Genomic DNA, 23228 nt, shown 5'->3' on the forward strand with positions numbered 1-23228 from the left:
ATATGGCAACCGATGTAACGGAATTACAAGCTACTTTTAAACAATATGAAAAAACCTTTAAGGCATTAGCGGATGAAAAGAGACTAAAGATACTTAACTTGTTAGCAGACTCCAAAGAAGAATCAATCTGTGTGTGTGAATTAGAAGAGGTAATGAAAATGGCCCAATCTAAGCTTTCCTATCATCTAAAGATACTAATGCAGGCAGATCTCATTCAACGAGAAAAGCGAGGAACTTTACATTATTATTCCATTAATAATGAGGTCATGAATCAAACACTTTCAGAAGAGTTATGTTGTTTATTCCGAAGAGCTGATAATAGTGGGAAATCCGATATATCTTGTAGTTGTTAAATTTAAAGGGGGATTAAATCATGAATAGTTTACCTACAGTAGTCATTGGAGCGGGGCCCATTGGACTTGCGGCGGCAGCGCATTTATATGAACGGAATGAGGAATTTTTAGTTTTAGAAAAAGGGGCAAGCGTTGGTAGTAACATCCTAGAATGGGGACATGTGCAACTATTCTCTCCGTGGGGGTTTAACATTAATTCTGCTGCAAAAGAGCTATTACATAATACGGGCTGGGTAGAGCCGGAAGCGGATAAGCTTCCAACCGGAAAGGAAATCGTAGAAGAATATTTAGAGCCATTAGCAAAACTCCCACAGTTCGCAGGAAAAATTCGATATCAAACGAAAGTTACAGCAGTAACGAGAAAAAATAAAGACAAGATGAAGTCTTCTTCCCGAGAGAACACGCCTTTTGTTATTTATGCTAAATCAAACGGGAAAACAAAGAAGATCGAAGCGAAAGCAATTATCGACGCAAGTGGAACATGGAATAATTCGAATCCTCCATTTGCGGATGGCGTTTGGCGTGATGAGAAGATCAAAGAGCGTGTAATCACAACCATACCAAATATAAAAGCGGAAGAAGAACGGTTTAAGAATAAACATATTGCCGTTATTGGGAGTGGCCATTCGGCACTAAATACATTAATTGATTTAGCCGAGTTGAAAGAAAGCTATCCGGAAACTAAAATCTCTTGGATTGTGCGTAAACAACAGGTGCAAGAGGCATTTGGTGGAGAAGATAGTGATGCGTTAGCAGCAAGAGGGGCACTCGGAACGAAAACGCACAAAATTATAGATAATGGTGTAGTAAACGTATTTTCGGGCTTTTATGTAGAAGATATCGTTGAGGGTGAGAACGGAATTGACATTCTATCTACAGAAGGCATGGAAGTACGGAATGTAGATGAAGTAATCGTTAATACAGGGGCTAGACCTAATTTTACATTCCTTAGCGAGTTGCGATTAGACGTAGATCCCGCTATAGAAAGCACACCAAAATTGGCACCATTAATTGATCCAAATCTTCATAGCTGTGGCACAGTAAGACCGCATGGAGAGGGAGAATTACGTCACCCTGAACAAAACTTTTATATTGCAGGTGTAAAAAGCTATGGTCGTGCACCAACTTTCCTCATGACAACGGGCTATGAGCAAGTTCGTTCAATTGTAGCTTATATTTCTGGTGATTTGGAAGCGGCCAAGAAGGTGGAATTGAAACTACCAGAAACAGGTGTGTGTAAAGTGAATCCCGCACCGAAGCAATTACAAATTGTTGGCGTAAATACGGGATGTGGAGATGCTGGTTGTGGCTGCTAATCACGGAACCCAACTATTTATTCGACCGATGAAAGCGGAAGATTCCGAAGCGGTATTAGCGATATATGGTAAAGGGTTAGAGACAAGAAACGCCACCTTTGAAACCAATATACCCACCTGGGAGGACTGGAATAATAACCATCTACCCCATAGTCGTTATGTTGCATTGGAAAATGAGCGTATCATTGGCTGGTGCGCACTAACACCTTATTCAAAACGTGTGGTATATCAAGGTGTGGCTGAAGTGAGTATTTATATCGAGCCTGATTTTAGTGGAAAAGGTACCGGCTCTACATTGATGAACGCATTAATTCAATCGGCAAAGGAAAACAGGATATGGACGTTACAATCAAGCATCTTTCCAGAAAACCCGGGAAGTATCGCCTTGCATAAAAAATTTGGCTTTCGCGAGGTTGGGTATCGAGAGGGAATTGCACAATTAGATGGCGTATGGCGTGATGTTGTCCTGCTTGAGAAAAAATTCTAATCTAAAGGGTGGTATATGATGGTATTAAATCGAGGTGGAGCATTAAGTATAGATTATTTTGTAGCTTATATGAAATTGATTATGAATACAAAAGATTGTCCAGCTTTAAAAGCAAAGGAAATCGCTTTTGAAAGACTTTTTCGTAATAAAAGCGATACCTTAGGTCAAGAGAGTTATGAAAAGTTTCTGCTAGCCTTTGATGCTATAGCGAAATAAAGACCTTTAGAAATTAGTCCAGTTCGAAATTTGAACTGGGCTTTTTATGTTTGCTTCTCGTGAAAATTGTTTAAGTGAATTTAAAAAGAATGGAGATAGTAAAGAGTAAAAGGAAGGTGGAATATAGTGGGACCTTTTACTCGATATAAAATAAATGAAACAGAAAATGGAATTGAAGTGATCCTATACATCGATGAAAACCTAACAGAATTTTCGAGTGAATTAGGAACTGTAACCAAAGAAGATGAAACAAATATAGAGAAGGAAGCAGAGGGCTTTGTGAAAAGGATGTTTCCTTCGTTAAAGGTGAAGAGTGTTAAGATTATGGCAGGAGCTATGTTATTAACGTCATTCGGTATGGGTGTACTTCCTACAACACAAGCATCTGCAGCTGAAGCTAAAACAACTCAATCGCAGACTGTTTCATCAACGTACATTGTCTCACCAGGTGATACGCTTTACAGTATCGCTAAGAAAAATGGAACAACAGTTGATGCGATTAAACAGATTAATCAATTATCCTCGGATATACTAAACATCGGGCAGAAATTAATCATCCCAAATGGAGTGACAACTGCTCCGGCCCAAACGATTACAACTTCCTATACTGTTGTTTCGGGAGATACGTTATACAGTATTGCCAAACAAAATGGGACAACCGTTGATGCGATAAAACAAGCTAGTAACCTAACATCAAATACCTTAAGCATCGGACAAAGATTGACGATTCCGTCTGGCAGTATATCTGCACCAGCAGCACCAACGCAAACAACTTCTTATACTGTTATTTCCGGTGATACGCTATATAGTATTGCCAATCAAAGTGGAACAACAGTGGATGCGATCAAGCAAGCTAATAATTTAACTTCGAATACCTTAAGCATCGGGCAGACGTTGACGATTCCAACAGGCAATGTAACCGCACCTGTGCAATCGAACGCGACTTATAAGGTGATATCTGGAGATACCTTATATAGTATTGCTAACCAAAGTGGGACAACGATTGATGCGATTAAGCAAGCTAATAATTTATCATCAGATACTCTAAGCATCGGGCAAACATTAACGATTCCTTCAGGCAGTACATCTGCACCAGCTCAAGCACAAACAACATCGTATACAGTTGTTTCCGGGGATACGCTATTTAGTATTGCTCAAAAAAGCGGAACAACGGTAGATGCGATAAGGCAGGCTAGCAATTTAACCTCAAATACGTTAAGCATTGGACAGACATTGACAATTCCATCGGGTAGTATAGCAACTACTCCGACAGATACATCGATAACAGCAGAACAACAGTCCGAGGTGAACCAGGAAGATGTCGAGTGGCTTGCGAAAATGATTTACAGTGAAGGCCGAGGAGAATCCATAGAGGGACAAATTGCCATTGGTGCTGTGATTATGAATCGGGTTAATAGCCCATTATTTCCGAATACTATAAAAGAGGTTTTATTTGAAAAAAGCTATGGCTATTATCAATTTACACCAGCAGAAACAGGCGTCATTCATACCGCAGAGCCGAACGGACAAAATTATGAAGCGGCAGAACGGGCACTCAATGGGGAAGATCCAACAAATGGTGCATTATTCTTTTATAACCCAGATAAAGCATCGAGTTCCTATTTAGGAAGTAGGGTTGTTTCTACTACTATTGGGAATCATGTGTTTTCTTTTTAGTAATAAAAAAATCCTCATCCATACTTTATAAAGAGCTTGGATGAGGATTTTGACTATTCTACCAGACCTGATCTAACTTATTTGCATAGAACCGAATGGCCTTCTCATAGTTTAGAATTTCCTTATCAGAGGTAGTTTCAACTAAACAATTTAACAATAACTCCATTGCCTTGTCATGGTTCTTTAAGTTATACAAAGTCATCGCATAAAACACATGAAATGCACGATTACTAGGAAATGATTCGATTCCTTTTTCAAACGTTCTTTTGGAATTCTCGTAGTCACCAAGTGTGCGATAGGTACTGCCTAACCCTAGTAAAGCACCTTCTAAGTCCTCACCGGATAAACCTAAAGCTATTGCTTTTTCGTAAAAAGGCACTGCTTTCGATTCTTCTCCTAAGACATCATAACTCCATGCGCATTGGTAATTAATTTCAGCATCATTAGGGAATGAATGCGCTAATTCAAGCATAATGGTATTCGATTGCTTTAAATTTCCATCTTTTCTTAATATAATAGCTTGATTAAGTTTTTCTCTCATACTAATCTACCTCTCGAAGATTCCAACTTTCTATAAGTCCAATTGGTCTGAAATCATAAATTTAGACACTTATTGCTCAATTTCAATATATTCACGAAGCAATTTCCATTCGGTTCCTTCCAATCCCCAGACATACATACATTGAGCGAGATGAGGTTCGCCATTTATGTAGCTTGTTTCGGTACCAGTAATGATATAATTTTCTCCGTTCTTTCTCTCTGTTGTTAGTATTATGCTAAACTCTTTTCTTGTGTCTTCTGGATACTGACTTAGGACAGAAACAATATCATAGTGGTAATCATATTTTTCAGGGCTTTCAATCGTTGAATAACCAAAGATACCGACAAAGTTCTCAGCCATGTAGCTTCGTATTTGCTGATCATCCTTTGTATTAAAGCCTTCATTCCAACTAGTGTAATAGTCTGTTATTGTTTTTTCTAAAGTTTTCATATTAATTCTCCTAATTGTTTTTTACTTGTATAGTATAACAAATATTCTGATAGTTGTATTCTGGGAGGAGTAGGGTAGAAAATATGAAGAAGAAGGTAGGTAGACATAAGGTGAAGTTGTCGGTATAATAATTTTCAAATCAGCATAAAATGAACCGAGGATGTTACCGTACATCCCCGGCTCCGCATGGTTAGAAGTTCAGGTGTGGAATCCCCTCTGAACATCTTACAATTAAAAATGGACAGAAGAACCCTCACCTTATAGTGATTTAGCCGTCACGGGTGGGGGTTCACTTATTGTTAATCTTGTCGTCAATTAACCGCCTTACAAACTCCAGCAAAGATATCAAAAATGAACCCGCTGCAACTAGTAACATCAAAATAGATATCACTAAATCCAAAGGCATCCCCCCTTTCACCAAACGAAATGGATCCAGAGGGAGTGAAAATCCCACCCTAACGACTCCCCATGCATACTATAATTGTAGCCTAAATTAGGTGATAGGTAATCATTCGATAGTCATGGCTATCGAAATGGTAGATTATACCTACTCATTTGTTCTGCTTAAAGAATCTAGTTTTTCTTCTATTCTATCTAATTGGCGTTTGCGTTCTTTAGAGGATTTGAACAGAGAAACGATAAGAAATATAAATAAAGCGAGTATCCCAAAAGAGAAAAGCTGATAAAGCATATCCCCAATATAGAAATCACCCATACAATCCCTCCTAGATTAATTCTTACTTTGATTGTACCATTCTAAATCCCGGGTTTCGATTTATTTACCAATATATTCCTTAAATTCAATGTGAGGTCTTTCGTTAGATGTCCGTATTCTTCTTTTTCTATATCCCGTAGAATAGCACCCGTTTCTCCAAACCAAATGTCATACGCTACTAATCGTTCGGGCATGTTTTTATCTAATAAGAGAAATAAGGTTACTCTTATTTGTTCTCCTTCGATTGAAGCTTCTTCTTGATTGTCCCACTCTGCTTCCTCTAGTATGGATTTCACTTGTTCTAAGGAATCCTCCTCGACAATCATTCGTTGCTCACCGTCGGGTAGTTTTATATCAATTCTGGTAAGTGAGTCAAGGTCCCATGATCCTGGTGATTGGACTTGAAAGATACCATAAATAACAATACCTAAAATAAAACAACAAGCTACGAGTAATTTCTTGTTCATTATCATTCTCCTAAACTCCACAGGAATTTTGTTTTTTCTTAATTGTACAACTTTGGTAGAATAATATACATACTAAATGCTGATAAGTAGGAAGTGAAAAAATGAAAATTGCAATCATATCAGATATCCATGGTAACGTAACCGCATTAGAGGCGGTGTTAGAAGATATCTATTCTCGTGGTATTGAAAGGATATTTTGCCTTGGTGATTTAGTGGGAAAAGGTCCCCGGGGCTCCGAGTGTATCGCACTCGTTCGAAAGCATTGTGAAAAAGTTGTGCGCGGTAATTGGGATGTGAACATTCTAGGAGAGACGAAATATGAGGAATTGCAATGGGTTCAGAAGCGGCTATCGGAAGAAGATATGCAGTATCTTGCATCACTACCCTTCCATATTGATCTAGAGATGAATGGCCAACTCATTCGTTTCTTTCACGCATCTCCGCAAAGTGAATTTAACCGAATCTTCCCGTACGCACATCCGAGAGAGAAAATCCTGAGTTTGTTTGATAACACAGAGGAGACTGGGCTGTCTGAAAGGAATCCCGATATGGTATTTTACGGGGACATCCATGTAACACTACTACAGACGTATAAACACGGGATCATCTGTAATGTTGGTAGTGTCGGGAATGCATTAGATATTCCATCCGCATCGTATGCTATTTTGGATGGAAGTCAAGGTACAAATACGATTCAATTTGTCCGATTAGACTATGATAAGGAAAGCGAACTAGCGGTAACAAAAGACCTTGGAATGCCGGGGTATGAGAAATACGAAAATGAGTTGTTGTACGCGAAATATAGGGGGTAATGGGGTTGGAGACAAAGGAAATATTAAAAGTAAATAAAGACGGTTGGGAAAATGCAGCGGAGCGCTTCTTCGGCAGAACTGCCCTTCCAGAGTTAGGTCCACTAGCACCAACGGAGGAAGATTTGAATCTATTTGGGGATGTAAGAGACAAAAAAGTACTGGATATTGGTTGCGGAAGCGGTCATTCCCTTCAGTATATGGGCAATAGGGGGGCGAGTGAGCTATGGGGATTAGATCTGACTACTAAGCAAATCGAGACAGCTTCCCAGCTCCTAGAAGCTCAATCTGTTCCAGTGAATCTATATGAGTCACCTATGGAAGAAAATCCAGGCTTACCACAAGAATATTTTGATATCGCCTATTCCATCTATGCGCTAGGTTGGACGGTGGATTTGGAAAGAACGCTGGCTAATATTTGTAGTTATTTAAAGCCAGGGGGAACGTTTGTATTCAGTTGGGAACATCCGATGCATGATCGAGTGAAACGAGAGGGCTCGTCTTTTATCGTGGAGAAATCTTATCTAGAAGAAGGACCCGAATACAATGAGGCATGGAATCATGAGGTTATCATATACCATAGGAAACTAACTACCTATATTAATACGTTAATAAAGGTAGGGCTCGTGATAGATAGAGTAATTGATGATGTTGTATTGCCAGATATAGTTCCTGAAGGTAATCATCGCAGATGGTATTCCGTGGATAAAGCGAAGTTAATTCCAGCAACGTTTATAATTAAGGCAAGTAAAAGGGAATAGGAGCAGCCCCGCCATTGTATGGTGGGGTTACTCCTTTTGTTTTTGTTTCAATATGGTATATATAGCATTACCTAGAATTGCGATGACGATAGAGACAATCAACTTAACTGCTAATCCTTCTTTAATGTGAGCCGTTATCTTTTGAATTATTGTTGCCTCATCTACCCAATCAATAACGTAGCCAACTCTAAATAGAGGAAGATTAACAATGATAAAGGCTATGAAAAAGATAAGGGTGAACCTTGTAAAGACGCTCATATTAACACCTCATATAAAAGGATTAGCTAGATTATTTCTTTCTAAATAGACCAGTCCATAATGCGGAAGTTCCGAATGCCGCACTAGATGTATCCATATCAATCATTTTACGTATCTCTACTACCTCAAAATCTTTGAAAATATGTCGAAGCTTTTCCTCGTTGAAACCTAAACCTCCTTGAAGGTTACCTAATCGGTATACTTCCCAATCCGTAATATCAGAACCTCCATACTTACCACCAGTAACAAAGCAAGTAAGTGCAAAGTATCCTCCAGGTTTAAGAGAGTAGTTTACTAGGTTGATGTAGTCCATCCGTCGATGAGGAGCAAGGTGGTGGAAGCAGCCAGAATCGTAAACTAAATCGTATGTGTCTTGCTTTGTATGGAGATGGAATATGTTTTGGATGATAAAATTGATATCCACATTAGCTTCTTTGGCCCGTTCCCTAGCCCACTCAATGGTTTCTTTTGAGATGTCTACTGCATCCACTTTAAATCCATTTTTGGCAAGGTAGATTGCATTTCTTCCTGGCCCACAACCAAGCTCTAACACTTTTCCGGAAGAGATAAAACCATTCTTATAATAGGAAACTAGGTTCTCATCGGGCTTATTTTGGAAGAATGGAATAGGTTTATTACGGTCTTGGTAGAAGCCATCCCAGAATTGTGTTGGTTCCCGTAAGAAGGAATCTAGCATTTCAAGAAGATCTTCGTAATTAGATATCGTTTCATTCATTCGGAGCACTCCTTTCCTTTAAGTTAATTTTACCATAATTGGGAATATTGATTAACGAGGCGATCTTAACTGGCTCGCTGTTTATGTTTTAAAATTCTGATGCTTTTAGGGTGTTATGTTAGTATTAATATATATAGATATTTATTAATAGGATAATGAATTGGAGGATGCAAAATGGATGTAAGGTATCCCATTGGGAAACTACAAGTTCCTGAGAAAGTAACATTGACAAATATCCGTGAATGGCTAAAGGAAATTGAAACATTCACAATTCGATTAAGAGAAACGGTAGACCCATTAAGTGAAGAAGAATTAAGTGAAAAGTATCGTGAAGGTAGCTGGACAGTTCGCGAACTTGTTCATCACATTGCAGATTCGCAGTTGACCATGTATCAACGTTTGAAGCTAGCTTTAACAGACGAGAATCCAACAGTTCCAGCTTTTGATGAAGAAAAGTGGGTTAGTCTACCGGATTCAAAGCTTCCTGTAGAAAGTTCTATTAAAATGTTGGAAGGTATCAATGAGCGAATTGTATCTTTAGGAAACACCTTAACCGAAGAACAATTAGGTCGAACCTTTACTCACCAAATAAATGGTAACATTGCGGTTGCAACAAAAGTTGCAAAGTTATCTTGGCATGAAGAGCATCACTTAGCTCATATAAAAATTGCATTATCAAAGTAATACATTAAGAATGGTGAAGGATACGTTGTCATATTAATAAAGACAGACGAAATGAGATTCGATTTCGTCTGTCTTTTAATTTATGCTCTGGCTACCTGTTAGCTTTTAATCTTACTTATTAATGCTATTAATGTTTCCTGGCTTAAAAAAGGTGCTAGACTTGCTAAAGCACTCGGGCTTAACTTCTTTAAATCAGCTTCTCCGATTAGTTTACCAAGCGCCTCCTGGCCAAGAAATGGTGCGATTGCGGTCAACGTGTGATCATCTAATTCAACCGATTTGGCTATCTCACCAAGTGCTTTTTTACTGACAAATGGGGCAATTGCTGCTAGATGGTGAGCCTCTACCTTTTCTTCGTGAATTCGAAGTGCTATCTTATCCGTTGTTTCCTGATCCAAGAACGGTGCAATGGCTACAATTTTGGAAAATGTAACCTGACTCATATCCGCCTTTTCAACCAAGCCTTGAAGTACTTCCAAGTGAACAAATGGCGCTAATCCCATAAGAAACTCCCAACGAATATCCTCTAATGGTATTTCTCTAATTATATCGTTAATTTCATCACCAATAAATGGACCAAGATGTGCAATATCACTGATACTTAGCGAGTCTCTCTTTTCCATCAAAAGTTTTGTGAGTAGTTCACTCTTTAAGAATGGAGCAAGGTGAATGATATCTTTTACTTCATAAGCATCATCAACCGATATTTTATTGAATAACTCCTCTAGTGCATCTTCTGTTAGAAAGGGTGCTAATTGTGTAATGTGTTCTAATGACAATTTATCATTATCGATATTTTTTGTAATACTTCCTAGTGAACTGGATTTTAATACAGGGGCAATAGATATGAGATCTTCTACATCTGATTCACCCTTATTTACGATGTTAGCAGCTTTTTCCGTTTCCTTGTTCACGACGTTGTGGATAATAGGTCCAATATTTTTTATTTGCTTCTCTTGTTTCCCACCATTCAATATGTCGTCCACAGATGTTTGAAACGCGTCAGCTAATGTGATCAAAGTCCCGACATCTGGAATAGAGTCTCCTTTTTCCCATTTGGAAACGGCTTGGTGGCTTACATTTAACTGTTCTGCAAGTTCTACCTGTGTGAGGTCTTTCTCTTTTCGTAATTTCGATATGTATGAACCGATTAGTTGACTGTTTAACATTTTTTAATCTCCCCAAAAGTGTATTCAACAGTGCGCGCTGTTCGTAAAAATCATAGCACAGGCATAAGGATTCAGCTATCAACCATTAGTTGAATCCGGGAGTTCAACTAACAGTAGAATAATAAAAGGTGCCGTGATTCACGACACCTAATCCGTTATTTCTTAATAAACATTTGCGTCCAGTGGTTACCACCTTGCTCATGGCCAACGCCAATATGCGTGAAATTCGCATTTAGAATATTTTCACGGTGACCCTGACTGTTCATCCAAGCTTGTACTACTTCTTCTGGGGTAGTTTGCCCTTTAGCAATATTTTCCCCTGCAGACTGATACGTCACGCCATAATCACGCATCATATCAAAAGGTGACCCGTAAGTAGGGCTCGTGTGAGAGAAGTAGTTTTTTGCCTGCATGTCATTAGACTTTTCTCTAGCCACCTGACTTAGAGTCGTATCTACTTGTAATGCAGACAAGCCAGCTTGGCGTCTTTCTTTATTCGTTAATGTAACGACATCACTCTCAAATTGACTTAGGCCATAGTTTTCGTTTTGTTTTTGCTGTGGCGCTTGTTGAGCTGGTTGTTGTTGCTTTTGCTGCTGGTTTTGTTGTGGTGCTTGTTGCTCTGGAGATCTAGCTCCAATATTGTTTGTATTTGGTACTTGTTCTCCGTTTGGTAATGCATTATCTTTCCCTTTATTTGTCTCTACTCGGAATTCATACTTGGCATCCTGTGTCTTAATTGGCTGTGTATGAGGATAATCGTTGCTTGACTCACCAGTACTAATACTAGAAATATTGTCATTATTATTGTTAGTGTCATCCCCGTTATTAGCGTTATCTGTGTTACAAGCGGAAAGCAGGATGACCATAAAGATGGCTAGAAAAAATACGGAAAATCGTTTCATATATTTCACTCCTTCATATCGTTTGCTCATAGTATTAGTCATCTCTGGGAAAATATTGATGATAATAAAGGAATTTTTTTCAAATCAATTTACGAGTAAAAGTACATAGGCTAAACTGAAGTTAGAAAAGAATGAGGAAGTGAACTATGAATAACATTCTTGTTGTCGATGATGATGCACATATTCGAAAGTTAATGCGTTTATATTTAGAGAATAGTAATTACGGGGTCATTGAAGCAGTAGATGGGGAAGAGGCTTTGGAACTACTTGGGAAGCACCCTATTGACTTAGCAGTTGTCGATGTGATGATGCCGAAAATAGATGGCTATGAACTAACAGAAGATATCCGGTCTTTTTTAGATATACCTATTCTCATGGTAACTGCCAAAGGGGAATCACAAGATAAAGTAAAAGGATTTCGTGCAGGTACAGATGACTACTTGGTGAAACCGTTTGATCCAGTGGAGTTAATCCTACGGGTAGAGGCGTTGTTGAAAAGGTACAATATTCGTGCTGATAACACGGTAAAAATTGGCTCAACTGTGGTCGATAAGGATAAGCTCGTCGTTGAATCGGGGGAAAAATCAGTCTCGCTAAAACGAAAAGAATGTGAACTGTTATTTGTGCTTGCCAGCTCTCCAGGAAAAATTTTCACACGGAATCAGCTTATTGAAAAGATATGGGGATTTGATTACGAAGGTGATGAGCGGACGGTTGATGTACATATTAAACGATTAAGAGAACAGCTAGAAAATTTCGAGGAAATTGTAATTACAACCGTGAGGGGTCTAGGATATCGGTTGGAGGCAAGCCATGGTTAGGAGTTTGTATTTAAAGATTGTTGGCACGTTTATTGGCGTTGTAATAATAAGTATCTGCTTATCCTATGTATTAACGCCGTACTCGTTAAACCAAGAAGTGATTTTTAAAGAAGAATTATCTGCTATATCCATGGGACTAGCAGAAGTTATCCAAATGACGGGGCCCGAAAGTATTCCGAGATTGATGGATGATTTTGATGAGATTGAGTTTGAAGTATTAATTACCAATGGGAAAGATGTATTCTATAAAAAAGACGGGGATTACAACATTCCAATCTTAATAGAAGATGTAGAAGAAATCTTACGGCATTCGTTTGATGATCCGGTTGTCATTGTGGACCGGCACAATCCGTCAGCCAGAATTGTTGGGGTACCTATCCAAGTTTCTGGTGAACGTTATGCACTGATAACGAGGATTGATTATGAAGATGAATTTGAAGATTTGCAACAAGGGATATTCATCTCGTTAGTATTAGTATTACTAGTTGGAAGTTTGCTGATCTTCTTAGCATCTAGGTATTTAGTAGACCCAATTAGGAAATTAACCAATGCTGCACGCAAAATTGCGAAAGGCGATTTCTCTGTACGAGTCGAGAAGCAAAATAGAAAAAACCAAGATGAAGTTGGCGAGTTAATTGATAGCTTCAACCATATGACAGCAGAGCTAGAAAAAATTGATGCGATGCGTGCTGATTTTGTAAGTAACGTGTCTCATGAAATTCAATCACCACTTACCTCAATCAAAGGGTTTACGAAAGCGATAATGGATGATGTCGTTCCTAAAGAGAATGAAAAAGAATACTTAACGATTATCTATCAAGAGATTGAACGAATGTCCCGTCTTAGTGATAACTTATTACGGATTGCATCCCTTGATTCCGAGCATCACCCATACCATCCAATCTCCTATCGATTGGATGAACAAATACGGAATTCTGTGCTTACAACCGAACCACAATGGAGTAAAAGACAGATTGAAATCCAACTAGATTTGGAACCAGTTGAAATTTATGCGGATAAGGATTTAATGGAACAAGTATGGTTGAATTTAATTACGAACGCCATTAAATATACCGAACAAGAAAGAATTATTGAGATTGCCATCCAGATAGATGGAGGTCAAATCAAAGTTAGCGTAAAAGATTTCGGCATTGGAATACCAAAAGAAGAACTACCGAATTTATTTGCACGTTTCTATAAGGTAGATCGTTCCCGTAACCGTTCCATAGAAGGCAATGGATTAGGACTATCCATTGTGAAAAAGATATTAACGATACACAAATATTCAATCGATGTGGAAAGTGAAGAAGGGGTGGGATCCATCTTTACGGTAAATATCCCGATTGAGCAGGGTTAGACTAGTTTTTGGGCAGAGGTAGCATGCGAAGGTGGTGGCATGTTGCCTTTGTTTGTTTATTTTATCTGAGAGAAAGGCTCTCACGGACAGTTTGCACAAAATAAACAGGATTTTTCCGAGAGGAAGGTTCTTACGGACAGTATGTACAAAATAAACAGGATTTTGTCCGAGAGGAAGGTTCTCACGGACAGTATGCATAAAATAAGCAGGATTTTGTCCGAGAGAAGGGCTCTCATGGACAGTAAGCATAAAATATTCGAGATTTTGTCTGAGAGGAAGGTTCTCACGGACAATATGCACAAAATAAATAGGATTTTGTCTGAGAGGAAGGTTCTCACGGACAATATGCACAAAATAAATAGGATTTTGTCCGAGAGGAAGGTTCTTACGGACAATCCCCATAAAATAACCGAGTTTTTGTCCGAGAGTACTGGTCTATTCACTTTCACGACTTAATCAGCCTCCAGTTACACCATTCCTCACAATTAAATATCAATCAAAAAAATATCCCAAAAAAAATTATTCTCACGCTCCACAGTTCATATTCAGTTCATATTCATTTTTTATACTAAATATACAATCCGAAATGTAAACTTTTTTCTATGATTGTGCAACTAAACACAAAGTTATTTCGTATATAATAATGGAACCATTTTTTGGTATAAATCTAGGTTGCAGTTGGCAAGCCTTATAAAATGACTGTACAGATCCGTAGTCTGTAGTAGTAAAGATGAAATATCAGGACCTAGGGGGATACAACGTGTTTTTTCATCCAATGGATTTTCTAATTCTTATTGCCTTTGGGCTTGCAATGTGGGCGCAAACAAGAGTGCAGGGGAATTTTAAAAAAGGTTCCAAGGTAACAGCTTCGTCTGGAATGACCGGATTAGAAGTCGCAAGAAAGATACTAGATCGTGAGGGACTTTCCGATGTAAGAATTGAGCTTTCGAGAAGAGGTGCCTTGTCAGATCACTATGATCCGACGGCGAGGGTTATTCGACTATCAGAGCCTGTCTATCGTGGGAATTCGATTGCATCACTTGCGGTTGCAGCACATGAGGTTGGCCACGCGATACAGCATGCAAATCAGTATTCGATGTTAGTACTTAGACATAAGTTATTTCCTTTTGCCAATATTGGCTCACAACTAGCACCATTCCTATTAATTGCAGGATTTTTACTAGATAAAAGTAATCTAATTGGAATTGGAATCATCTTATTTTCAGCTGCTGTACTATTTCAAATGATAACCTTACCGGTCGAATTTGACGCCTCCAATCGTGCAAGAACAACATTGCTCGAATTAGGAATGATTACGAATGAGGAAGAAAAAGGTGTTGGAAAGGTATTAAATGCAGCGGCATTAACTTATTTAGCTAGTACATTAATTGCTGTTTTGGAGCTTGTTAAATATATATTGATTTTTAGACAAAGACAAAACTAACGAAAAGGGTGAGATTTATGAATTTACACATGACGGATATGCCAAGTTTTATTAAAAAAGAAGTGGAAAAACTAAATGAAACAATTTCACCATTCATCAAAAAGGTATCGAAGTATTCATTTTGGTCTTTCCCACTAACGATATTCTCACTAATCAATCTGTTCTTTATGCTTGTCGTCATGCCTGAGACTAGAACGGCAGTTGCGCTTGTTCTTTATGCCATTATGGGAGCTTTTGGTTTAGCCCTATCAAAAGAAGCAAAACATCAGCGTAAAGAAATTCTCAAGGTGAGCGAGGAATTTATTGTAAAACGTATTTCAAGAAGTAATGTTGTTGATGAAACGCAGAAGGAACGATATATCCGAGAAGTAAAACAACAGCCTGCCTTTGCGATGAATCACTTTATTAAGTTTTTAGAAGAAGAGAATCGTTTGTTAGATTAATCTTTCAAACTTGGAGGGATTTCGTGGACTTACTGGCAGAGCAGGAGTATTTTAAGGTAGAACGAAAGGTAGATCGGATCACACAAGTAGATGTGGAGCATAGACGGACCCTTAAGTTGTATACCGATAAGATCACTAGTAAACATCGGGAATTTCCGATCAAAGAAGTAATGGATATTTCCTACCGCAAAATAGGTGGTGAAGGAGCGGGACTTCTTTACCTACATACAATACGTGGTGTTTATTCCTATTCGGTGAAATCTTCTCCAACACATTTTATTGAAACTTTTAAGCAAAACACAGAAAAGTAATGAAATGTTTTCAAATATAGTAGAAATGGGGAATGAAAATGACTGTAATGATTTATGGTGCAGCATGTTCATCAACAAGAAAAGCAAAAGAATGGTTTCGAAAAAATAATATTGAATATATCGAACGGAATATTTTAAAAGAGCCATTAACCGTTCCTGAATTACAACAAATTCTAAGTAGAACCGTGGAAGGGACGGAAGAAATCATCTCTACTCGCTCCAAGATTTATAAAGAGCTTGATGTAGATATAGACTCACTTCCGTTGCAAGGATTACTCGAGTTAATCCATAACCACCCACGACTATTAAGAAGCCCAATTATGTTAGATGAGAAGCGACTTCAAGTCGGCTTTCATATAGATGATATAAGACAGTTCTTACCAAGAAAAACACGCGAGAGACAATGGCTACAATGGAGAATGAATTACCTTCCAATGACAGAAATCGTTAAATAAAACGGAGCAAAAAACGTCACCTTCTATCGAGGAAGGTGCGTTTTTTCTATCCATCTAGCAAAATCATTCAAATTTATTCCAAACTAGTTTATTATTAGAATTATATAGATATATAAAGGAAGGTACTCTATGTCGGAAGAGAATATATCGCGTTTAGAGATAGATGGAAAAGAAATCATTTTAATCGGTACAGCACATGTATCTAAGAACAGCGCTGAACAAGTAAAACAAGTAATTGAAGAAGAACAACCAGATTCTGTCTGTGTGGAGTTAGACGAAGGACGGTATAAATCCATAACGGATGGGAATAAATGGAAGGAAACAGATATATTTAAAGTAATTAAGGAAAGAAAAGCAACACTACTACTGATGAACCTTGCAATTTCCTCATTTCAAAAGCGGATGGCTAGTCAGTTTGGGATCAATCCTGGCCAAGAAATGATTCAAGGAATTGAATCGGCCAAAGAGATAGATGCTAGTCTTGTATTAGCGGACCGTAATATACAAACAACATTTTCTCGGATATGGCGTGGTATTGGATTAAAAGGAAAATTGATGCTTTTAACACAGGTTATCGCGAGTATATTTACGAAAGAAACCATTTCTGAAGAAGAACTTGAGAAAATGAAATCGCAGGATATGATTGATTCGATGCTTGAAGAGTTCACCGAGAGCTTTCCTAAGTTGAAAAAACCTCTAATTGATGAGCGTGATCAATATCTGGCTCAAAAGATTAAGGAAGCACCAGGGAAGAAGATCGTGGCAGTACTCGGTGCTGCACATGTTCCGGGGATTAAAGAGCAAATTAAGACAGATCATAATCTTGAGAAGTTATCACAGCTCCCACCTAAATCGAAGCTTCCCAAAATAATTGGATGGACCATCCCAATCCTAATTTTAACGTTGATCGTTCTTACGTTTATGACTAATGCAGAAGCTGGGGTAGCTCAGATTATTAGTTGGATACTATGGAATGGAAGTCTGTCCGCTATTGGTACACTTATAGCCTTTGGGCATCCACTTGCTGTCTTAACTGCATTTATTGCGGCACCGATAACGTCGCTAGAACCATTCCTGGCAGCGGGTTGGTTTGCAGGTTTTGTTCAAGCTTATTTTCACAGACCAAATGTAAGAGACTTTGAAAATTTATCGGATGATGTTCATTCACTAAAAGGTTTTTGGAATAATAAGGTAACCAGAGTGCTATTAGTTGTTATTTTTGCTAATATCGGGAGCTCTATTGGAACCTTTGTTGGTGGAGCGGATGTTGTTCGGCTCTTCCTAGAAAATTTGTAAAAGGATGATGATGTGTTGGATTCACCATTGTATTATAAGCTTCTGAAACCAGAAAAAGTGGAATCAAATAAAACCTATCCAGCAATATTTATCATGCATGGGATGGGGAGTAATGAGGAGGATTTACTTCCATTAGTCCATGATTTAGCTAATTCTGCTTTTATTTTTAGTATCCGCGGACCCATCGGGCAACCACCAGGATACGCATTTTTTACTATAGAAGGATTTGGGAAACCACATCGAAATGTATTTGATAATGCGGTTCAGGGAGTCATCCAGTTAATTGATGAGATGTCTAAGCAACATCCTATTGATGCCTCTCGATTATTCCTAATGGGATTTAGCCAGGGAGCAATTCTATCCATGAGTGTTGGATTAACACTAGGCAATCGGATAAAAGGAATTGCTGCATTAAGTGGTTATATTCCTGACTTTGTAAAAGAAGAATATAAAAATCAGGATATCGGTGCTCTTTCCCTATTTATTTCACATGGAGAAATGGATCCAGTTCTTCCATTCGATTGGGGACAAGAGGCGCAAGCGTTTTTCCGGCAATTAGGAGCGCCAGTTGAATTTCATGCTTACCCTGTTGGACACCAGGTTTCACAGGAGAATTATATAGATTTTCGAAAATGGTTAGAAAAAAACATTTGATTACTTAGGCTATAAATACCTATAATCTTTGTTCTATTTTATTTTAAATTTAAGTAACCATTTACTATAGAGGCTTTGTAAATTTTAAGGGGGAACTATCTAGTGATCATTGCGATCATCATATTATTGTTTGTATCATTTTTCTTTTCAGGAAGTGAAACTGCTCTAACAGCAGCGAATAAGATGAAGTTACAAACAAAAGCGAATAATAATGATAAAAAATCAGAAAAATTATTGGACTTGGTTTCAAAGCCAAGTGAATTCATTACTTCTATCTTGATAGGGAATAACATTGCCAACATCTTATTACCTACGCTTGTGACGATGCTGGCATATGAGTATGGATTTAGTGTTGCTGCTGGTTCTGCAGTATTAACTGTGACCATCATAATCTTTTCAGAAGTAGTACCGAAATCCGTAGCAGCAGCATTCCCGGATAGGATTTCGTATATTGTATACCCAGTAATTCGATTTTTTACTATTATTTTCAAGCCATTAACACTTATGTTAAATGGATTAACAGGCCTTATCATCAGGGTCCTATCAAAGGAAGATGATGAGAATATTTCTGTCTCGAAAGAAGATCTGCGAACGATGGTTGATATAGCAGGTACAGAAGGGACATTTAGGCAAGAAGAATCGTTCCGTATCAAAGGTGTGCTCGACTTCCAAGATTTAAATGTAAAAGATGTAATGAAAACACCTCGCATGGATATCGTTGCTGTTCCACATGATGCTACGTATGAGGAAGTTCGTGATATCGTTATTCAAAATCAATATACAAGGTATCCTGTCTATGAAGACGAGATTGATAATATAATTGGGGTTTTCCATTCGAAATATTTATTAACCTGGTCAATCGAACCAGAAAAAAGACTAGAAGAATATTGCGATTTAGATCCAATGGTCTTCTTTGAATTTCATTCAATTGAGATGGTTTTCCGTCAGATGACGAGAGACCGAAAGCACTTGGCTATTGTATTGGATGAGTATGGTGGTACGGAAGGTATCCTAACCCATGAAGATATTATAGAGGCCATGATTGGTCTAGAAATTGAAGATGAGATGGATTTAGAAAGTGAAAAGCTAGTGGAAAAACTAACCGATACAGAGATTATCTGTGATGGTAAAATTACGCTTCACCGTTTGAATTCGATTTTTGATACGGATATACCAGAGGAAGAAGATGTCCTCTCCGGTTTCCTATTAACCGAATTTGATCAATTTCCAAAACAAGGTGACATATTAGAACATGAAAACCTAATGTTTAAAATTCTGGAAGTTGATGGAAGAACGTTAAAACAAATTCAAATAGTCAAGGAAGACTTAGCCGAAGTAAGGGAGGGATAGCATGAACTGTCCAGTATGTGATGGTGTAAGAATGCGAGAAGTACAAAAGGATGACGTGTTAATTGATATTTGCCCGAATTGTAAAGGTGTCTGGTTAGACCGTGGAGAATTAGAAAAAATTACTGCGGGACTGAAAGAAGACCGTAAATACTACGAAGAAACATTTGATTCCTATGAACGCAAATACAGAGAACAACCAACGTACAAAGAGGATTACTACAAGAACAAAGACCCAAAATACTACGGCTATAAGAAAAAGAAGAAGAAAACCATGTTTGACCTATTTGAAGATATTTTTTAAGTGTGGAAAGCTCTTGTGTATACAAGGGCTTTTTACATTTTTTGTATAGTTTTTCTTATTATGGAAAAAATAAACTAATAATCGTATAAGGAGGAATGTATGTGGAAGATACGTCTACCTTTGTAGCAAAGTTTAATGAGCGCAAGAGGAAAGATGAACAAAATAAAAGAAGACAAAGTGGTGCTAACCGCAAAAAACGTCTACCTAGCAATCGTCACACATAAGAGGTATTCACAGACTATTAAACAAAGCCACCTTTACCAACTAGAAAAAGAGTTAGGACCGCAATAAGCAGTCCTAACTCTTTCGTTATCTTATAGAAATTAGCGTAATGATTTAAATGCTCTACCCCAAGAAATAACTTGGTCTAGCATTCCATTCGCATTGTCTTTATGGAAATCAGCAGGCTTGAATTCGCTCATGTTCTCAAAATCAGACATTAGAGAGAATGTTAGAGCAGTACGAACGTCAGCAACTTGAAGTTCACCTAAGATTAAACGAAGGTTTTCATGTGCACGAGTTCCACCTAAGCTACCATATCCAACAAATCCAGCAGCCTTATTGTTTAGTTCTGGATTTAAGTAGTCAAGAGCATTCTTCAATGCGCCACCAGCAGCATGGTTATATTCAGGTGTTACAAATACATATGCATCAAAAGAAGCCATTTTTTCAGACCAAGCTTTAGCAGCAGCTCCAGCTTCTTCTGTTTGAGAAGCTTTAGAACCTAATAAAGCTAATTCGTAGTTAGCAAGGTCAACTAGTTCATATTCAACATTTTCATCATTACGGTTTTTTGCGAAGTTTAGTGTCCAGTTAGCAACAGCAGTACCATTACGACCTTCACGAACACTACCTTGTACAATAGCAACTCTTAATGTTTCAGCCACAGTTTCTACCTCTTTCTTATTTGATTTTCCAAATAATTTATTTAAAAATCCCATTATTTATTAACCTCAATTCTTTTATCGAACAGTTTTTAGTACACGGCTCCATGCGATAACTTGATCTAACATACCGTTAGCATTATCAGCATGGTAATCAGCTGGTTTGAATACTGAGAAGTTTTCAAAGTCAGCCATTAGTGAGAAAGTAACAGCAGTACGGACGTCAGCAACTTGAAGTTCACCTAAGATTAAACGAAGGTTTTCATGTGCACGAGTACCACCTAAGCTACCGTAACCAACAAAACCTGCTGCTTTATTATTTAGTTCAGGATTTAAGTAATCAAGAGCATTTTTCAATGCACCACCAATAGCGTGGTTATATTCAGGTGTAATGAATACATATCCGTCAAATGAAGCCATTTTTTCAGACCAAGCTTTAGCAGCAGCCTGAGCTTCCTCAGTTTGTGAAGCTTTAGAACCTAGGAATGCTAGATCGTAATCAGCTAGATCAACTAGCTCATACTCAACACCTTCATCATTACGGTTGTTAGCGAAATTTAACGTCCAGTCAGCAACAGCTGCACCGTTACGTCCTTCACGAACACTACCTTGTACAATACCAATTCTTAACATAATAAATTTCCTCCTCTGAGTTGTTTTTATGGGCTGAACTAAAGATGAAATCGGAATTTTACGAATTCATTTATCTTTAATTCAATATATTTGAATTCAACATTACTAATCTTAACACGACTTTTAAACTAATGCAACTATAATAATTTCATTTTATTATTCGGTTATAAAAAGTAATTATAGGAATTAGAAAAAGCTACATATTCCGGAGTTCAACCGGTACTATGTAGCTTTAAATTAAAATTCGTAATTTGCTAATTCTGTTGCGATTGCATCTTCAATTGCTCTTAGTTTACTTGAGGATCCTAATGCGTTATTTATCACGATAGAAAACACGATCTTTTGACCGTCTTTTGATGTAACATACCCAGATAAAGAGGATACACCAGTTAAGGAACCGGTTTTAGCTTTTACATTATGTGCTGCTGGTCCATCCGCCATTCGGTATCGTAATGTGCCACCTATAAGTCGCTCGGAATGGCCTGCAACAGGTAGGGAGCGTTCAAATGCTGGATACCATTCTTCGTCTTGAACTTCAAAAAGCAACTGAGATAGTTCGTTTGCAGGAATCATATTTTTATGGGACATGCCAGATCCGTCGCGAAGCAGAATGGTGTCGCCATTCATACCAAACTCCGTAACGACGTCTTCCATTACATCTAAACCTTTATCCCATGAGCCCTCATCATGCACTACTTTTCCCATTTCCTTTGTGAGGGTTTCGCCGTGACCATTATTACTTAGCTTCATAAATGGAATGAGCAAGTCTTCTAATGGCATGGATTCCTTCGCAGTTAACACGGTTGCGTCTACTGGTGTCACGCCAACTTTTGTTTTAGCGTTCCCAACGAACTTGATTCCTTGTTCTTCTAATGACTTCTTAAATACATCAACCGCATATCCTGTTGGTTCCCAAATGGATACCCAGGACCTTGCATTGGAACCTTCGGCAGGAATGACTCCTTCTATGACGATATTATTGGAGCCATGCTCTCTTTCAATAGAAATGGCTCTGCTATGATCAGAACTCACGGTTTTTGCTTTATTGATAATGTTGACATAGTCCGTATGTGGTGTGAGTTTAACAATGGGGCTTCCACCTACTTCTTCAGCAGGGAAAACTTCGACAATTACCGTGCCTGCATCATAGTCCTTATTTGGTGAAAGGGTAAGTGCAGATACTTGAGCGCCTGTATAAAATGGTTCATCAGACCAGTTTAAGTCTTGGGAGAGGCGAACATCATCGTACCAAGTATCGTCACCAATTAAGTTTCCGTGAATATTCGTTATTCCCTTTGCTTTTAAATCAGCGGCAAATTGGTCCAAGTCTTCCTTTAGTAAAGTTGGATCTCCCTTACCTTTTAAGTAGAGGTTCCCTTGTAAAACTTCCCCTCCCATTAAGCCGTCCGTTAATACTTCAGTTGAAAAGCGGTAGTCTGCACCAAGTTTCTCCAGTGCTGCAACCGAAGTTATTATTTTCATATTCGATGCAGGGTGTAAACGATGATCGCCATAATAAGAAAATAACAGTTCTCCAGAATCAGCGTTTCGTATGCTAACTCCTGTTGTCGTTCCGTCTAATACATTGTTACTTAGGATTTGATTCAGTTTATCAGCCAGTGATGTTTCCTCGGTCGTTTCGTTTGATGCATTGACGGAAGGTGCCTGATTTTGCGCGATAAATGGAACGGTTATCATAAAAATTAATAAGAAAGCAAGTAGCCCTCTCTTCCAA

Annotated in this window: 30 protein-coding genes; 19 read left to right on the forward strand and 11 right to left on the reverse strand. The window is 38.2% G+C overall.

The annotated features are described in order from the left end of the window. Positions 1 to 2: 2 nt before the first annotated feature. The 5 genes from TE34_RS15200 to TE34_RS15220 all read left to right on the forward strand — a co-directional run bounded on the left by TE34_RS15200 (position 3) and on the right by TE34_RS15220 (position 4049). Positions 3 to 353 (forward strand): ArsR/SmtB family transcription factor, encoded by a 351-nt coding sequence (locus TE34_RS15200; RefSeq protein WP_047985671.1) that lies wholly within the window; start codon positions 3 to 5, stop codon positions 351 to 353. Positions 354 to 373: 20 nt separating this feature from the next. After that, complete coding sequence (locus TE34_RS15205; RefSeq protein WP_047985672.1) at positions 374 to 1669, forward strand: NAD(P)-binding domain-containing protein; 1296 nt, start codon at positions 374 to 376, stop codon at positions 1667 to 1669. After that, entirely contained in the window at positions 1659 to 2156 is a 498-nt protein-coding gene (locus TE34_RS15210) for a GNAT family N-acetyltransferase (protein WP_236687169.1), read from the forward strand. Before TE34_RS15205 ends, TE34_RS15210 begins: the two co-directional genes overlap by 11 nt. 18 nt (positions 2157 to 2174) lie before the next feature. Then, a complete protein-coding gene (locus TE34_RS15215) occupies positions 2175 to 2372 on the forward strand; it encodes a hypothetical protein (RefSeq protein WP_047985674.1) in 198 nt (65 codons plus the stop codon). Between the two features lie 126 nt (positions 2373 to 2498). Continuing rightward, on the forward strand, positions 2499 to 4049 hold the full coding sequence (locus tag TE34_RS15220; protein WP_053075104.1) for a LysM peptidoglycan-binding domain-containing protein: 1551 nt from the start codon (positions 2499 to 2501) through the stop codon (positions 4047 to 4049). 58 nt (positions 4050 to 4107) lie between these two features. Here TE34_RS15220 and TE34_RS15225 read toward each other — a convergent pair whose 3' ends face one another. The 4 genes from TE34_RS15225 to TE34_RS15235 all read right to left on the reverse strand — a co-directional run bounded on the left by TE34_RS15225 (position 4108) and on the right by TE34_RS15235 (position 6222). Continuing rightward, entirely contained in the window at positions 4108 to 4590 is a 483-nt protein-coding gene (locus TE34_RS15225; protein ID WP_047985676.1) for a tetratricopeptide repeat protein, read from the reverse strand. Between the two features lie 69 nt (positions 4591 to 4659). After that, on the reverse strand, positions 4660 to 5040 hold the full coding sequence (locus tag TE34_RS15230; RefSeq protein WP_047985677.1) for a hypothetical protein: 381 nt from the start codon (positions 5038 to 5040) through the stop codon (positions 4660 to 4662). Positions 5041 to 5587: 547 nt separating this feature from the next. Continuing rightward, positions 5588 to 5755: a DUF4083 domain-containing protein gene (locus tag TE34_RS21115; protein ID WP_157037653.1), complete on the reverse strand. Its 168-nt coding sequence runs from the start codon at positions 5753 to 5755 to the stop codon at positions 5588 to 5590. 41 nt (positions 5756 to 5796) lie between these two features. Beyond that, a complete protein-coding gene (locus TE34_RS15235) occupies positions 5797 to 6222 on the reverse strand; it encodes a hypothetical protein (protein ID WP_047985678.1) in 426 nt (141 codons plus the stop codon). 101 nt (positions 6223 to 6323) lie between these two features. Between TE34_RS15235 and TE34_RS15240 the strand changes: the two genes are divergently transcribed. Then, positions 6324 to 7034, forward strand: coding sequence for a metallophosphoesterase family protein (locus TE34_RS15240; RefSeq protein ID WP_047985679.1), 711 nt, complete (start codon positions 6324 to 6326; stop codon positions 7032 to 7034). 5 nt (positions 7035 to 7039) lie between these two features. Next, positions 7040 to 7792, forward strand: coding sequence for a class I SAM-dependent methyltransferase (locus tag TE34_RS15245; RefSeq protein ID WP_236687170.1), 753 nt, complete (start codon positions 7040 to 7042; stop codon positions 7790 to 7792). Between the two features lie 27 nt (positions 7793 to 7819). Here the strand turns inward: TE34_RS15245 and TE34_RS15250 are convergent, their stop codons facing one another. Both TE34_RS15250 and TE34_RS15255 read right to left on the reverse strand, forming a co-directional pair. Next, positions 7820 to 8050 carry a hypothetical protein gene (locus TE34_RS15250; protein ID WP_047985681.1) on the reverse strand — a complete coding sequence of 77 codons (231 nt, stop codon included), beginning with the start codon at positions 8048 to 8050 and terminating at the stop codon, positions 7820 to 7822. A gap of 31 nt (positions 8051 to 8081) precedes the next feature. Continuing rightward, positions 8082 to 8786, reverse strand: a complete 705-nt coding sequence (locus tag TE34_RS15255) for a class I SAM-dependent methyltransferase (protein WP_047985682.1) — start codon at positions 8784 to 8786, stop codon at positions 8082 to 8084. 174 nt (positions 8787 to 8960) lie between these two features. Here TE34_RS15255 and TE34_RS15260 point away from each other — a divergent pair, with 174 nt between their 5' ends. Further along, on the forward strand, positions 8961 to 9470 hold the full coding sequence (locus TE34_RS15260) for a YfiT family bacillithiol transferase (protein ID WP_047985683.1): 510 nt from the start codon (positions 8961 to 8963) through the stop codon (positions 9468 to 9470). 98 nt (positions 9471 to 9568) lie between these two features. Here the strand turns inward: TE34_RS15260 and TE34_RS20340 are convergent, their stop codons facing one another. Further along, positions 9569 to 10639: a helix-turn-helix domain-containing protein gene (locus TE34_RS20340; protein WP_053075105.1), complete on the reverse strand. Its 1071-nt coding sequence runs from the start codon at positions 10637 to 10639 to the stop codon at positions 9569 to 9571. Between the two features lie 155 nt (positions 10640 to 10794). Next, the gene (locus TE34_RS15270; protein WP_047985684.1) at positions 10795 to 11544 is read right to left on the reverse strand and encodes a CAP domain-containing protein; all 750 of its coding nucleotides are present in this window, start codon (positions 11542 to 11544) and stop codon (positions 10795 to 10797) included. 146 nt (positions 11545 to 11690) lie between these two features. Between TE34_RS15270 and TE34_RS15275 the strand changes: the two genes are divergently transcribed. From TE34_RS15275 to TE34_RS15330, 11 genes are all read left to right on the forward strand, one after another. Next, positions 11691 to 12365 (forward strand): response regulator transcription factor, encoded by a 675-nt coding sequence (locus TE34_RS15275; protein ID WP_047985685.1) that lies wholly within the window; start codon positions 11691 to 11693, stop codon positions 12363 to 12365. Beyond that, entirely contained in the window at positions 12358 to 13722 is a 1365-nt protein-coding gene (locus tag TE34_RS15280; RefSeq protein WP_047985686.1) for a sensor histidine kinase, read from the forward strand. The genes TE34_RS15275 and TE34_RS15280 overlap by 8 nt, the downstream gene beginning before the upstream one ends. A 760-nt stretch (positions 13723 to 14482) precedes the next feature. Next, a complete protein-coding gene (locus tag TE34_RS15290) occupies positions 14483 to 15166 on the forward strand; it encodes a zinc metallopeptidase (protein WP_047985688.1) in 684 nt (227 codons plus the stop codon). A gap of 17 nt (positions 15167 to 15183) precedes the next feature. Further along, a complete protein-coding gene (locus TE34_RS15295) occupies positions 15184 to 15609 on the forward strand; it encodes a DUF5392 family protein (RefSeq protein ID WP_047985689.1) in 426 nt (141 codons plus the stop codon). 23 nt (positions 15610 to 15632) lie between these two features. Further along, positions 15633 to 15920, forward strand: coding sequence for a hypothetical protein (locus tag TE34_RS15300; RefSeq protein ID WP_047985690.1), 288 nt, complete (start codon positions 15633 to 15635; stop codon positions 15918 to 15920). A gap of 38 nt (positions 15921 to 15958) precedes the next feature. Next, a complete protein-coding gene (locus TE34_RS15305; RefSeq protein ID WP_047985691.1) occupies positions 15959 to 16375 on the forward strand; it encodes a Spx/MgsR family RNA polymerase-binding regulatory protein in 417 nt (138 codons plus the stop codon). Between the two features lie 129 nt (positions 16376 to 16504). Beyond that, entirely contained in the window at positions 16505 to 17671 is a 1167-nt protein-coding gene (locus TE34_RS15310; RefSeq protein ID WP_047985692.1) for a TraB/GumN family protein, read from the forward strand. 12 nt (positions 17672 to 17683) lie between these two features. Further along, complete coding sequence (locus TE34_RS15315) at positions 17684 to 18325, forward strand: alpha/beta hydrolase (protein ID WP_236687171.1); 642 nt, start codon at positions 17684 to 17686, stop codon at positions 18323 to 18325. A gap of 102 nt (positions 18326 to 18427) precedes the next feature. After that, entirely contained in the window at positions 18428 to 19675 is a 1248-nt protein-coding gene (locus TE34_RS15320; RefSeq protein WP_047985694.1) for a hemolysin family protein, read from the forward strand. 1 nt (position 19676) lies between these two features. After that, entirely contained in the window at positions 19677 to 19976 is a 300-nt protein-coding gene (locus TE34_RS15325; protein ID WP_047985695.1) for a TFIIB-type zinc ribbon-containing protein, read from the forward strand. Between the two features lie 101 nt (positions 19977 to 20077). Continuing rightward, the gene (locus TE34_RS15330) at positions 20078 to 20200 is read left to right on the forward strand and encodes a DUF4023 family protein (protein WP_047985696.1); all 123 of its coding nucleotides are present in this window, start codon (positions 20078 to 20080) and stop codon (positions 20198 to 20200) included. A gap of 99 nt (positions 20201 to 20299) precedes the next feature. On the opposite strand, the gene TE34_RS15335 is transcribed toward TE34_RS15330, so the two are convergent. From TE34_RS15335 to dacB, 3 genes are all read right to left on the reverse strand, one after another. Beyond that, the gene (locus tag TE34_RS15335) at positions 20300 to 20917 is read right to left on the reverse strand and encodes an NADPH-dependent FMN reductase (RefSeq protein WP_084710737.1); all 618 of its coding nucleotides are present in this window, start codon (positions 20915 to 20917) and stop codon (positions 20300 to 20302) included. Between the two features lie 21 nt (positions 20918 to 20938). Beyond that, on the reverse strand, positions 20939 to 21493 hold the full coding sequence (locus tag TE34_RS15340; RefSeq protein WP_047985697.1) for an NADPH-dependent FMN reductase: 555 nt from the start codon (positions 21491 to 21493) through the stop codon (positions 20939 to 20941). Between the two features lie 237 nt (positions 21494 to 21730). Continuing rightward, positions 21731 to 23191 carry a D-alanyl-D-alanine carboxypeptidase/D-alanyl-D-alanine endopeptidase gene (dacB, locus tag TE34_RS15345; protein WP_047985805.1) on the reverse strand — a complete coding sequence of 487 codons (1461 nt, stop codon included), beginning with the start codon at positions 23189 to 23191 and terminating at the stop codon, positions 21731 to 21733. Positions 23192 to 23228: the final 37 nt, after the last annotated feature.

It is taken from the genome of Ornithinibacillus californiensis (assembly GCF_001038485.1).
Lineage (GTDB): Bacteria > Bacillota > Bacilli > Bacillales > Amphibacillaceae > Ornithinibacillus > Ornithinibacillus californiensis.